Here is a 12,887-nt window from a genome sequence, read left to right on the forward strand (position 1 = left end):
TAATGGAATGAAAATGTCAGAAGTGATTACCATCAATGACACGCTGGAACTGCGTGCCGTAGAAGAGCAACACGTCACGCCTCTGCATCAGTTGGTGCTTAAAAATAAAAGCTGGCTCCAGCAGTCGCTTAACTGGCCGCAGTTTGTTGCCTCTGAGGAGGACACCCGCAAGAATGTGCAGGGCAATATGATGTTGCACCAGCGCGGTTACGCCAAAATGTTCCTGATTTTTGCGCAAGAAAATGTGGTCGGGGTTATCTCGTTTAACCAGATAGAACCGCTGAACAAAGCGGCTTATATCGGCTACTGGCTGGATGAGGAGCATCAGGGTCAAGGCATCATGTCCCAGGCGCTACAGGCCTTAATTCATCATTATGTGCAGCGTCAGGAGATTCGCCGCTTCGTGATTAAATGTCGCGTAGAAAACGTTGAGAGCAACCAGGTGGCGCTACGTAATGGCTTCCAACTGGAAGGATGTATGCAACAGGCGGAATTCCTTAATGGTGATTACTATGATGTGAATCTCTACGCCCGCATCATTGATGGCTCTTCAGAATAAACCTGCGATAGGCGTGCGCGTAATGCGCTGTTCACCGTTAATCACTTTCGGTCCGCGTAGGTGAATGGTATCGCCATCAAACGCCTGGATATGCGCCTGACCGGCTATCTCAATGTGATGCTCGATCAGCACTTCGCCCAGCACGCAGACGTGGCCTTCAATCAGGATGTGGTCGTCTAACTGGAGCGGTCCACCGCGTAATTGCGCATGACCGCCGACCAGCACGTGGTGTTTCAGCACGCAGTTACCTTCAACTACCGCGTGCTCCGCCACCTGCGAACTGTAGCGTAGGGTAGGTATGGCATCTTCTTCGCTCCCGGCGATGACGCGCGCATATCCATAGACTTTGGCGCAATCGCAAATCCAGACATTGTTCTCTTCATTACCTTCCACCTGTGCGAAATCAAAAACTTCCGCCCGATGTTCAATAAAGGCATAGTTGATTTTCGCATCGCCATAGATCTGCGCCTGATGCACCACTCGTGAGTGGCTGACAAAAGCCCGATCATAAATTTGCAGGAGCTGGTCGCTTTCACGGGTTAGCCCCCTGGCGGCGATGATTTCAGAGTCACGCACCACGCGCGCATCACCAAAGAGAAGGCACTCGCCGCGAACCACAGAATCCTGAATAGTGACGTTGTCACGTATTTGCGCATTATGACTGATTTCAGCCCGGTCAATCCACACGTCATCGCTAATTTGCGCGCCATCTCTGACCACGCTTGCCTGAGTAATGCGGGCGTTTCCTGTAATCGTCGCGCCGGAAAATGCGAGCGCGTTTTCATCGTAAATCCAGCAATCACCGCTTTGTGAGAGCACGCTTTCATTGTCAATCCAGCCACCGGGCGTGCCGGCCTGGACATCATTAAAATCAGTGAGCGCAATGATTTGGCGTAGTAATACGCTTTTTTTATTGCCATTATCCTGGTAACTAAAGGATCGAGACTCATCGCTGAGACGATATTTGGTCATAGCTCATTTCCATGTTGCGCACCTTAGTTAAACGTAGCAAAGTTTTCCGCACTGGCTAAATCAGCGGAAATTCCATAAAATGTATTTCAAATATACTTTAAAAAATAAACAAAATGAGTAAGAACAAGCAGAGTGAGCGGGTCCTCAATCTTCCGGCCGGTTATTTTGGCATGGTACTGGGCATCATTGGGATGGGGTTTGCGTGGCGTTATGCCAGTCAGGTGTGGCCAGTGAGTCACTTGATTGGCGACGGTTTAGTGATCCTCGCAATGGTCATTTGGGGGCTGCTGACGCTGGCCTTTCTTAGCCGTTTACTGCGTTTTCCGCATAGCGTATTGGCGGAAATTCGTCACCCGGTGATGAGCAGCTTTGTCAGTCTGTTTCCGGCCACAACGATGCTGGTCGCGATTGGTTTTGTCCCGTGGTATCGACCGCTGGCGATTGGGTTGTTCAGCATTGGCGTGGTGATACAGCTGGCCTACGCCGCCTGGCAAACGGCAGGGTTGTGGCGTGGATCGCATCCAGAGGAAGCCACCACGCCGGGTCTGTATCTGCCGACCGTCGCCAATAACTTTATCAGTGCAATGGCCTGTGGCGCACTGGGTTTCAACGACGCAGGATTGGTGTTTTTAGGCGCCGGGGTTTTTTCCTGGCTCAGCCTGGAGCCGGTGATTCTGCAACGTTTACGTAGCTGCGGCGAGTTGCCTGCGGTGTTACGTACTTCACTTGGCATTCAACTGGCGCCTGCGCTGGTCGCCTGCAGCGCCTGGCTTAGCGTCAACGGCGGCGAGGGCGATACGTTAGCCAAAATGTTGTTCGGCTATGGTCTGCTGCAACTTTTGTTCATGCTACGGCTCATGCCGTGGTATTTGTCACAGCCATTTAATGCGTCTTTCTGGAGCTTCTCGTTTGGCGTGTCGGCTCTGGCAACAACAGGGCTGCATCTGGGCCACGGTAGCGAGTCAGGATTTTTTCATACGCTGGCGATCCCACTGTTTATTTTTACCAATTTTATCATTTCATTATTACTGGTACGTACGTTTGCATTGCTGATGCAGGGGAAGCTGCTCATCCGCACGGAGCGTGCTGCATTACTGAAATCTGAGGATAAATAATGACCCTTTGCGACGAAAACTACTTTACTGAGAAATACGATTTAACTCGTACGCATTCCGATGTTGTTGAAGCGGCAAAAATTGTTAAGCCAGGTAAAACGTTAGACCTGGGCTGCGGTAACGGTCGTAACAGCCTGTACCTTGCGGCAAACGGTTATGACGTGACAGCATGGGATAAAAATCCCATGAGCATCGCTAACCTTGAGCGTATCAAAGCGGCGGAAGGGCTGACCAATCTGCACGCGAACGTCGCGGATCTCAACGCATTACGCATTGACGGCGAATATGATTTTATTCTTTCTACCGTTGTGCTGATGTTCCTTGAAGCCAAAACTATCCCTGGCCTTATTGAAAATATGCAGCGTTGCACTAAACCGGGCGGATATAACTTAATCGTCGCGGCGATGGATACCGATGATTTTCCGTGTACCGTGGGTTTCCCGTTCGCGTTTAAAACCGGAGAATTGCGCAATTATTACAGCGGATGGGATCTGCTGAAATATAACGAAGACGTGGGTGAACTTCATCGTACGGATGAAAACGGTAATCGAATTAAACTGCGCTTTGCCACAATGCTGGCACGCAAAACTGCCTGAACCTCCCGCCTGGGTTAACTCTTTCTGCGCTCAGCATTTTTTGTGCCGGGCGTAGAGAGAAAATTGTGCGGTGTTTACCATTTTTAGTACATCCAAAATGAAACGGTTTTGCTATCCTTTTTAAGCATCATTGCGAAAACTAAAGGGATCGTTTCATGCGTACTCAAACTTTATTTAAAGTTGCAGTGCTTACTGGCTTGTTGGCATTATCCGGCTGTGCGTCAAAAGTGACTGCGCCGGATAAATATTCTGGGTTTTTAAAAAATTACTCTGATTTGAAGGAAACACAATCAGCATCGGGACAAACCGTACTCCGTTGGGTTGATCCGAGCTACAACGAATCCAAATATGACAACATTGTATATAACCCGGTAACGTATTATCCGGTTCCTAAACCTACCACGCAGGTAGGGCAGCAGGTTCTTGATCAACTGCTGACCTACACCAATACCCAGTTGAAATCCGCCATCAGCAAGCGTAAGCCCCTGGTTACTACCCCTGGGCCACGTAGCCTGATTTTCCGCGGAGCGATTACCGGTGTTGCAACGAGCAAAGAAGGACTGCAGTTCTATGAAGTGATCCCGGTTGCGCTACTCGTTGCGGGAACACAAATGGCAACGGGTCACCGTACCATGGATACCAACCTCTATTTCGAGGGTGAGTTGATTGATGCTGCGACCAATAAACCGGTAATTAAAGTTGTACGTAAGGGTGAAGGTAAAGATCTGAGCAACGAAAATACGCCGATGGCGTTCGAAACGTTGAAGAAAGTTATTGATGACATGGCGACGGATGCCACCATGTTTGACGTGAACAAAAAACCACAATAATAATCAACGCACCATCTCAGGATGGTGCGTTTTTTTATGCCACCCGGCGGCGATAGAATAGTTTACCCATTAGCACTTCTGGTCGGGCAAACATCACCATATTCCCCAGTAAAATCAACACTAATCCGGCAATAGCATTAACCTGCCAGACGTATCCTTCATACAATGTTGACAGCGTTAGCGCAACCAGCGGGAAAAGCAGGGTACTGTATGCCGCCCTACTGGGACCAATGCGACCTACCAGTGTGAAATAAGCGCCGAAAGCAATCACTGAGCCAAAAATAGCCAGATATAACAGCGCGCTGAGATAGCTGAATGTCCACTGTGGCGTAAAATTGTCCCCGCGCATCAGCGCAATGGCAGCGATCAACAGCGTGCCGTACAGCATGGCCCAACTGTTGGTCGTTAACACTTCCAGCCCTTTTTTCTGGTGACGCATGCTGATCATATTACCCAATGAGAAACCGAAGGTTCCAAGGGCGCTTAAGCCGATACCCAGCAGCAAGGAATGATTGAATCCGCTGTTGAGCAAATCCTGCCAGAACAGAGTCACAATGCCCGTCAGTCCAAGACCGGCTGCTATATAGAAACGCAGCGGTGGTTTTTGCCCAAAAAAGATGAAGCTATTGACCGCATTGAACAGGACGGCCATTGAGAAAATCACCGACTCCAGGCCGGTATTAATCCAGGCCGCAGCCGTATAAAAACACCAGAAGTTGAAGCAAAAAACGCATCCACCCTGTAACAGACAAAACAGATGATCGCGACCAGACAGTTTGCGTAATTTACCGCTAACCAGCAGGATCACTATCATCAGCGAACTGGCAACGGCGAAGCGCCAAAAGATAGAAACCGGCGCAGAAACCGGGCCCTGCTGCAAATAAATCGCAATCCATGTCGTTCCCCAAATTACCACCACCAGGCAGTACAACAGTGCGTTCATACAACTCTCTCTTTTTTGGATTCAGGTTCACACTGTGTCATGTCTGGCGGCAGGAGGCTTTCATCGGTTTGCGGCGGACTTGCAAAATCTTGCGCTTTTTTAGCGTAAAAGCGAAAAGGAAGCTGTTAACAATATGTGGCTGTTATAGACTGAAAGCCTGCTAACTTATTTTGAATGTGATGGTATGCCTCAGCCCTACGATGCCTTTGAAAACTTACGCAAACATAATGCCGTGCTGCATGAATCGGTTGCGTTACATTCAGGGATCCAACTGGCGGCCTGGTCAAACAAGCGCGATACCATCACCCAGTATTGCGATCACCATACGCTCAGTTTATATATCGCGGATGGCTACGAGAGTTACCACAAAACGGCGGGGGGCTGGAAGAATGGCGGCGGACCGGACCGTTTTTGCCTGATGCCGAAAGAGAGCGAGTCAAGTTGGGATATCCGCGACGCTCTCTCCTTTGTTCATCTCTATTGTACCGACGAACATCTGCGCGAAGTGGGTGAAAAAGTCTGGGATAGAAGTCCCTATAGCTTCACGCTGGACGAGCACACGTTTGGCAGTGACCCGGGGATCACGGCGGTTTACCGTCAGTTTCTGCTTGATAACGACTGGCAGCAACCGGCCAATCACCTCACGCTCAGCGCGGCATCTTCGCTACTGTTAACGCATCTGATCCAGCATTACAGCAACGTTCAATGGCGACTGCCCACCGTCACCGGAGGACTCGCGCCTGTCACCTTGCGTAACGTGCTGGCCTATATTGACGCGCATCTGGCGTACCCGATCACCCTGAACGATCTGGCTAGCGAGGCGGCGCTCAGCGAATTCCATTTTGCCAGAATGTTTCGCCAGTCGATGAATATGGCACCGCATCAGTACGTGATGCAACGTCGTATGGCGCTGGCACAGCATCTGGTTTGTTACACTTCACGCAGTTTGTCAGATATTGCGATGACCTGCGGATTCAGTTCGGCAAGCCATTTTAGTAACCGGTTTAAACAGGTAACCGGTAAAACGCCAACGCAGCTACGTGCGGCGAAATAACGTCAACACGGCGTAGCAGATACCGCCTACGACCAGCCCCCAGAATGCAGATCCAATCCCCAATAACGTCAGGCCGCTGGCCGTGACCAAAAACGTAACGATGGCTGCGTCGCGTTCCGCTTCATTATGCAACGCCTGATACAAACTACCGCTAATTGTCCCGAGCAAGGCCAGACCGGCCAGCATCTGGATCCAGCTTACGGGCAGTGCCGCCATTAGTCCTGTGACTGAACCGCCAAACACCCCTGCCAGAAGATAGAAGACGCCAGCCGCGGCGGCGGCGAGCCAGCGTCGTTTGTCATCAGGATGCGCTTCGGGACTTTGGCAAATTGCGGCGGTTATGGCGGCAATGCAGATGGAGTAGACGCCAAACGGCGAAAACATCAGCGCCAGCAGGCCGGTAAAGATAATGAGCGGTGAAACGGGTAATGAATAGCCCGAGGCATTCATAGTGGCAATACCTGGGGCATTTTGCGAAGCCATGGTAACCAGAAACAGCGGTAGCGCAATGCTGATACTGTGGGCAAATGAAAAGTGTGGGGCAATAAACGCAGGCATGACCGGCGATAAATTTACTCCGCTTGTGACAATGTCACCTTTTATTAGCGCGATAGCGATACCCGCCAGCATCGCGGCGATCGTCGCGTACCGTGGGGCTGTGACTTTAAATACCAGCCATGCCACCAGCATACTACCGCACAAAATAAGCTCACTGTTGAGGCTATTAAAGGCCTGCAGACCAAAGCGCAGCAGGATCCCGGCCAGCATGGCTGATGCCAGTGAGTGGGGGATTATTTTCATCAGACGGGCAAACAATCCGGTTATGCCGCACAGCACAATCAACGCGTTAGCTACGATAAAAACGCCGATAGCATCCTGAATCGATACCCCGTGCAGACCCGTAACCAGCAGCGCGGCGCCAGGTGTTGACCAGGCCGTGAGCACAGGAGCGCGATACCATAACGTCAGCGCCAGCGTACTGACGCCCATTGCAATCCCCAGCGCGGTCATCCAGCCCGCGATTTGATCGGTGGTCGCACCTGCGGCCAGGGCCGCTTGCCAGATAATGGCAGCCGAGCTGGCGTAACCGACCAGGACAGCCACAAAACCCGATAATACGGTGGGCAGTGGGATGGAAAATGCGCGCATAGTCACTCCGTGTGCGTTATAACGGTCAATCAATGTAGCACTGTGCGTTATAGCGTACAAGTGCTAAGCTGTAGCCTTGAGAAAGGAGAGTCAGGAAGGCGAAAAATGGAAAACTTAACCCACTATCTGGCCACAACGCTCCGCACGCTACGTCACCAGCGGGAATGGAGCCTGTCACGTTTGGCGGAGGAAACCGGCGTGTCAAAAGCCATGTTGGGGCAGATTGAGCGCAACGAATCCAGCCCAACGGTGGCTACATTGTGGAAAATTGCCACCGGACTGAACGTGCCATTCTCGACGTTTATTTCACCGCCAGAGTCAGACGGCGCGCCAACATTCGATCCCCAGCAGCAGGCGATGGTCGTCACGCCATTGTTTCCGTGGGACCCACAACTGTGCTTCGATCATTTTTCGATACAGCTGGCACCTGGCGCACTCAGTGAATCGACTCCGCATGAAACCGGCGTTATAGAGCACGTGGTGGTGATAAATGGGCTGCTGGATATGTGTATTGAGGGGCAGTGGCGCACCATGAAATCCGGCGAGGGGGTGCGTTTTGCGGGAGACAGGGCGCATAGCTACCGTAACAGTAGCGAACAAACGGTTCACTTTCATTCCCTGATCCATTACCCGCGCGGTTAGTCGGGAAAACTATTCCGAAAATCCGCGCTTGTGACTACAATAGCCGCCATTTTTACCACTTGTGGATGGTAACAACTGTATGCGCCAGCAGCCTCATCACCTTGAATTGTTAAGCCCGGCCCGGGATACCGCCATTGCACGTGAAGCCATTTTGCACGGCGCTGACGCCGTTTACATTGGCGGACCGGGTTTTGGTGCGCGTCATAACGCCAGTAACAGCCTGAAAGATATCGCCGAACTGGTGCCGTTTGCGCATCGTTACGGGGCGAAAATCTTTGTGACGCTGAATACAATCTTGCATGATGATGAGCTGGAGCCCGCACAGCGATTAATTACCGATCTGTATCAGACCGGCGTTGACGCCCTGATTGTGCAGGATATGGGGATTCTGGAGCTGGATATCCCTCCCATTGAGCTGCACGCCAGCACCCAATGTGATATTCGCAGCGTCGAGAAGGCGAAGTTTCTTTCTGACGTCGGATTCACCCAAATTGTCCTCGCGCGTGAACTGAGCCTTGAGCAGATACACGCCATTCATCAGGCTACGGATGCAACTATTGAATTTTTCATTCACGGTGCGCTGTGCGTCGCCTATTCAGGCCAGTGTTATATTTCACATGCGCAAACCGGACGTAGCGCTAACCGCGGTGACTGTTCTCAGGCTTGTCGCCTGCCGTATACCCTGAAAGACGATCAGGGGCGCGTGGTGTCCTATGAAAAACATCTGCTGTCGATGAAAGATAACGATCAGACCGCCAACCTCGGTGCGTTGATTGACGCAGGCGTGCGCTCCTTCAAAATTGAAGGGCGCTATAAAGACATGAGCTATGTGAAGAATATTACCGCGCATTATCGTCAGATGCTGGACGCCATTATTGAAGAGCGCGGCGATCTTGCCCGTTCTTCAGCCGGGCGTACCGAACATTTCTTTACTCCATCCACGGAAAAGACCTTCCATCGCGGCAGCACCGATTATTTTGTGAATGCCCGTAAAGGGGATATCGGCGCATTCGACTCACCAAAGTTCATCGGTCTGCCGGTTGGCGAAGTCCTGAAGGTGGCAAAAGATCATCTCGATGTTGAGGTAACAGAACCGCTGGCCAACGGGGATGGTCTGAACGTGTTAATCAAGCGTGAGGTCGTCGGATTTCGCGCCAACACCGTTGAAAAAACGGGGCACAATCGTTATCGGGTGTGGCCGAATGAAATGCCCGCCGACCTGCACAAAGTGCGCGCCAACCATCCGCTGAACCGCAATCTCGATCATAACTGGCAGCAAGCGTTGACCAAAACCTCCAGCGAACGCCGCGTCGCGGTCGATATTGAGCTGGGCGGCTGGCAGGAACAGTTGATCCTGACGCTCACCAGTGAGGAGGGGGTGAGTATCACCCATACGCTGGACGGCCAGTTTGAGGAAGCGAACAATGCAGAAAAAGCGTTGAGCAACCTGCAGGATGGCCTGGCAAAACTGGGACAAACGCTGTATTACGCCCGTAATATTCAGGTGAATCTGCCGGGAGCATTGTTCGTGCCGAACGGTCAACTGAATCAGCTGCGACGTGAAGCGGTCGACATGCTGGATGCAGCTCGTTTGCAAAACTATCAGCGCGGTCGCCGTAAACCGGTTGCCCAGCCGGCGCCGGTTTACCCGCAAACGCATCTGAGCTTTCTGGCTAACGTCTACAACCATAAAGCGCGAGAGTTTTATCACCGTTATGGCGTGCAGTTGATTGATGCCGCCTATGAGGCGCATGAAGAAAAGGGCGATGTGCCGGTGATGATCACCAAACATTGCCTGCGTTTTGCGTTTAACCTGTGTCCGAAACAGGCGAAAGGAAATATCAAAAGCTGGAAAGCCACGCCGATGCAGCTGGTTAATGGCGATGAGGTCCTGACGCTGAAATTTGATTGCCGACCGTGCGAAATGCACGTGATCGGCAAGATGAAACATCACATTCTGAAGATGCCGTTGCCGGGCAGCGTGGTGGCTTCCGTCAGCCCTGAAGAACTGCTGAAAACGTTGCCAAAGCGTAAAAGCTAACGGTTAGCTCTGATGTGTATCGGGTTTGCGTGATTTTTGCCAGTAATGGTGTTCGCGAAGATCGGCGGCGGATTCTTCCGCCGTCATTCGTAGTTCATCGCTGTCGGCCGTGTGTCGTAATAAGTGATCGGCATCCTGCACCTGAAGATACTCATGTCCCTGATTAGTAGCGAGAAGTTGACCGGAAAAAAGCGCGCTGGCCAGCAATAACACCGTTAACCCTTTCTTAAACATCATGCACCCTCTGGTACGTTAGCTGCGGAATTGACGATAATTTCGCCAGGTAACTATTCAATATTTTAATCGGGTTAATGACAATCTCTGTTTTGTCATTTCGATGTTTTTTACATTTTTGTTTAGATAACGTTGGGATTTGTCACAACCGGGCAGTGCAGCGCTGCCCGGTTGTTATCAGAGAGAGAATCAGGATTTAAATCCGGCGGCCGTCATCAGGAGACGAAAGAACATACCAACGGCGGCCAGGGCCAGCACGCTGCCGCCCCAGAGGATCACCAGCCACATCAGGCGTTTCCAGATTGTTTGTTGCATCAATGATACCCCTCACCATGTTGAACTTTGCCGCGGAAAACGTAGTAGCTCCAGAAGGTGTACACCAGGATTATCGGGATAATCAGCAGCGCGCCAACCAACATAAAGCCCTGACTCTGCGCCGGAGCTGCCGCCTGCCACAGCGTAATGGAAGGTGGAATGATGTGGGGCCAGATACTGATCCCCAGCCCGCTGAACCCGAGAAAAATTAGCCCCAGCGTCAATACAAAAGGCAGCGTATGGCTGTTTTGCTGACCCAGCGAGCGCCACAGCCAGAGGCTAATCAGCGCAACCAGGAGCGGAACCGGCATCAGGAACCACAGATTAGGCAGGCTAAACCAACGCTCGGCAATGGCGCTGTGCGCCAGCGGCGTCCACAGACTGATAATGGCAATGACAACCAGCATCGCCAGCAGCAGTTTTCTTGCCACGCAGCGCATTTTATCCTGCAACGGATTTTCGCTTTTCATCACCAGCCATGTTGCCCCCAACAGGGCGTAGGCTACAACCAGGCCCACGCCGCAGAACAGGGTAAAGGGGGTCAGCCAGTCGAAAGGACCGCCGCTGTAGCTGCGTCCGGTGACGGAAAACCCATTGAGTACGGCACCGACCACAATACCCTGAGTGAATGTCGCGAGGATTGAACCGCCGAGAAAAGCTTTGTCCCAGAATGGTCGATGCGCCGGCGTGGCTTTGAAGCGAAACTCAAACGCGACGCCGCGAAATATCAGGCCGATGAGCATCAGGGTCAATGGGATCGTCAGCGCATCGACAATCACCGCATAGGCCAGGGGAAAAGCGCCGAATAATCCGGCGCCACCCAACACCAGCCAGGTTTCATTACCGTCCCATACCGGGGCGACGCTGTTGACCATCACATCGCGGTCATCCGCATCCGAAATCGCAGGGAATAAAATACCGATCCCGAGATCAAAACCGTCCATCACGATATACATCAGCGTGGCGAACACGATAATTACAAACCAGATAACTGATAAATCGATACCCATTAGCGGTGTGCCTCCGGTTGAGAATCGAGAACGACAGCAGAAAGCGGCCGCGCCGGCGTGCCTGTTGGTGGAATGGTCGGCTCATCTTCCTGTGGTCCTTTACGGATCAGGCGGATCATGTAGCTGTAACCCACGCCAAACACCGAGCTATACACCACAAAGAAAGACAGTAGGCTGATGCTCATATGTAAATCACCATGTGCGGAAACCGCATCCGCCGTACGTTGCAAACCGTAAACCACCCACGGCTGACGGCCAACTTCGGTGGTCACCCAGCCAGCAAGGATGGCAATCAGACCGGAGGGCCCCATCCACAATGCAAAGCGCAGGAAAGGACGTGAGGTGTATAGCCGCTCCTTATAACGCAGCCACAGGGCAAACGCGCCCAGCAGGATCATCAGCATGCCTAACCCTGCCATAATGCGAAACGACCAGAACACGATGGTGGAATTGGGCCTGTCTTCCTTCGGAAATTCTTTTAACGCCGGGACCTGTTTATCCAGACTATGAGTCAGGATCAGGCTGCCCAGCGCCGGGATTTCCAGCCCATAGCGGGTGCGCTCCTGCTCCATATCCGGCCAGCCGAACAACAGCAGCGGGGTCGGTTCACCGGGCGGATTTTCCCAGTGTCCTTCAATCGCCGCAATTTTTGCAGGCTGATGCTTCAGCGTATTCAACCCGTGCATATCGCCAATTAAGGCCTGCAGCGGAGCGACGATTAACGTCATCCACAGCGCCATTGAAAACATAGCGCGAATTGCTGGCGTGCTATTACCGCGCAATAAATGCCATGCGGCTGATGCCGCGACAAACAACGCGCTGCTCAGGAAGGCGGCAACGGACATATGCAGCAAACGATAAGGGAATGACGGATTGAAAATCACGGCGAACCAGTCGACGGGAACGACTTGCCCGTTAACAATTTCATAGCCCTGTGGCGTTTGCATCCAGCTGTTGGAGGCGAGGATCCAGAAGGTAGAAATAATAGTACCCAGCGCAACCATACAGGTCGCGAAGAAGTGAAGTCCTGGGCCAACCCGGTTCCAGCCAAACAGCATTACCCCAAGGAAGCCCGCTTCGAGGAAGAAGGCGGTTAATACTTCATAGGTCAGCAGCGGCCCGGTGATGCTACCGGCGAACTCGGAAAAACCACTCCAGTTCGTGCCGAACTGATAAGCCATCACCAGCCCGGAAACCACGCCCATACCAAAGTTTACGGCGAATATTTTCGACCAGAAATGGTATAGCGAGCGCCAGGTCGGATTTTTCGTTTTTAACCATAACCCTTCGAGCACCGCCAGATAACTGGCGAGGCCAATGGTAATCGCCGGAAAGATGATGTGAAAGGATACCGTAAACGCGAACTGGATCCTCGCCAGGTGAAACGCGTCAAGACCGAACATGCTTAGCTCCGCAGGCAAAATTGA

The 12,887-nt window shown here is 52.1% G+C and carries 14 protein-coding genes; 7 read left to right on the forward strand and 7 right to left on the reverse strand.

Annotation, left to right across the window (positions count from 1 at the left end):
• Positions 1–13 precede the first annotated feature (13 nt).
• Positions 14–559, forward strand: a complete 546-nt coding sequence (gene rimL, locus HV243_RS12395; RefSeq protein WP_149330458.1) for a 50S ribosomal protein L7/L12-serine acetyltransferase — start codon at positions 14–16, stop codon at positions 557–559.
• Here rimL and ydcK read toward each other — a convergent pair.
• Positions 551–1,531: a YdcK family protein gene (ydcK, locus tag HV243_RS12400; protein WP_181604066.1), complete on the reverse strand. Its 981-nt coding sequence runs from the start codon at positions 1,529–1,531 to the stop codon at positions 551–553. The two genes, rimL and ydcK, sit on opposite strands and share 9 nt — an antisense overlap.
• A 113-nt stretch (positions 1,532–1,644) precedes the next feature.
• Between ydcK and tehA the strand changes: the two genes are divergently transcribed.
• The 3 genes from tehA (at position 1,645) to HV243_RS12415 (ending at position 4,072) form a co-directional block, all read left to right on the forward strand.
• Positions 1,645–2,646 carry a dicarboxylate transporter/tellurite-resistance protein TehA gene (gene tehA, locus HV243_RS12405; RefSeq protein WP_053390123.1) on the forward strand — a complete coding sequence of 334 codons (1,002 nt, stop codon included), beginning with the start codon at positions 1,645–1,647 and terminating at the stop codon, positions 2,644–2,646.
• On the forward strand, positions 2,646–3,242 hold the full coding sequence (tehB, locus tag HV243_RS12410) for a tellurite resistance methyltransferase TehB (RefSeq protein WP_053390122.1): 597 nt from the start codon (positions 2,646–2,648) through the stop codon (positions 3,240–3,242). The genes tehA and tehB overlap by 1 nt, the downstream gene beginning before the upstream one ends.
• A gap of 155 nt (positions 3,243–3,397) precedes the next feature.
• Positions 3,398–4,072 carry a DUF3313 domain-containing protein gene (locus HV243_RS12415; RefSeq protein ID WP_019076834.1) on the forward strand — a complete coding sequence of 225 codons (675 nt, stop codon included), beginning with the start codon at positions 3,398–3,400 and terminating at the stop codon, positions 4,070–4,072.
• 34 nt (positions 4,073–4,106) lie between these two features.
• Here the strand turns inward: HV243_RS12415 and HV243_RS12420 are convergent, their stop codons facing one another.
• The gene (locus HV243_RS12420) at positions 4,107–5,015 is read right to left on the reverse strand and encodes a DMT family transporter (protein WP_016153163.1); all 909 of its coding nucleotides are present in this window, start codon (positions 5,013–5,015) and stop codon (positions 4,107–4,109) included.
• Positions 5,016–5,199: 184 nt separating this feature from the next.
• Between HV243_RS12420 and HV243_RS12425 the strand changes: the two genes are divergently transcribed.
• Complete coding sequence (locus HV243_RS12425) at positions 5,200–6,069, forward strand: helix-turn-helix domain-containing protein (RefSeq protein ID WP_053390121.1); 870 nt, start codon at positions 5,200–5,202, stop codon at positions 6,067–6,069.
• Here HV243_RS12425 and HV243_RS12430 read toward each other — a convergent pair.
• Complete coding sequence (locus HV243_RS12430) at positions 6,052–7,218, reverse strand: benzoate/H(+) symporter BenE family transporter (protein WP_053390120.1); 1,167 nt, start codon at positions 7,216–7,218, stop codon at positions 6,052–6,054. The two genes, HV243_RS12425 and HV243_RS12430, sit on opposite strands and share 18 nt — an antisense overlap.
• Before the next feature lie 105 nt (positions 7,219–7,323).
• Between HV243_RS12430 and HV243_RS12435 the strand changes: the two genes are divergently transcribed.
• Positions 7,324–7,860 (forward strand): XRE family transcriptional regulator, encoded by a 537-nt coding sequence (locus HV243_RS12435; RefSeq protein ID WP_016153160.1) that lies wholly within the window; start codon positions 7,324–7,326, stop codon positions 7,858–7,860.
• Between the two features lie 79 nt (positions 7,861–7,939).
• Positions 7,940–9,901: a U32 family peptidase gene (locus tag HV243_RS12440; RefSeq protein ID WP_046275600.1), complete on the forward strand. Its 1,962-nt coding sequence runs from the start codon at positions 7,940–7,942 to the stop codon at positions 9,899–9,901.
• A gap of 3 nt (positions 9,902–9,904) precedes the next feature.
• Here HV243_RS12440 and HV243_RS12445 read toward each other — a convergent pair whose 3' ends face one another.
• The 4 genes from HV243_RS12445 to HV243_RS12460 all read right to left on the reverse strand — a co-directional run bounded on the left by HV243_RS12445 (position 9,905) and on the right by HV243_RS12460 (position 12,863).
• Positions 9,905–10,135: a DUF2554 family protein gene (locus HV243_RS12445; protein ID WP_016153158.1), complete on the reverse strand. Its 231-nt coding sequence runs from the start codon at positions 10,133–10,135 to the stop codon at positions 9,905–9,907.
• Positions 10,136–10,324: 189 nt separating this feature from the next.
• Positions 10,325–10,450 carry a DUF2474 domain-containing protein gene (locus HV243_RS12450; RefSeq protein WP_003020230.1) on the reverse strand — a complete coding sequence of 42 codons (126 nt, stop codon included), beginning with the start codon at positions 10,448–10,450 and terminating at the stop codon, positions 10,325–10,327.
• Positions 10,450–11,460, reverse strand: a complete 1,011-nt coding sequence (gene cydB, locus HV243_RS12455; protein WP_016153157.1) for a cytochrome d ubiquinol oxidase subunit II — start codon at positions 11,458–11,460, stop codon at positions 10,450–10,452. The genes HV243_RS12450 and cydB overlap by 1 nt, the downstream gene beginning before the upstream one ends.
• The gene (locus tag HV243_RS12460; protein ID WP_016153156.1) at positions 11,460–12,863 is read right to left on the reverse strand and encodes a cytochrome ubiquinol oxidase subunit I; all 1,404 of its coding nucleotides are present in this window, start codon (positions 12,861–12,863) and stop codon (positions 11,460–11,462) included. The genes cydB and HV243_RS12460 overlap by 1 nt, the downstream gene beginning before the upstream one ends.
• Between the last annotated feature and the right edge of the window lie 24 nt (positions 12,864–12,887).

The sequence above is a fragment of the Citrobacter sp. RHBSTW-00599 genome, assembly GCF_013784065.1.
GTDB lineage: Bacteria > Pseudomonadota > Gammaproteobacteria > Enterobacterales > Enterobacteriaceae > Citrobacter > Citrobacter braakii.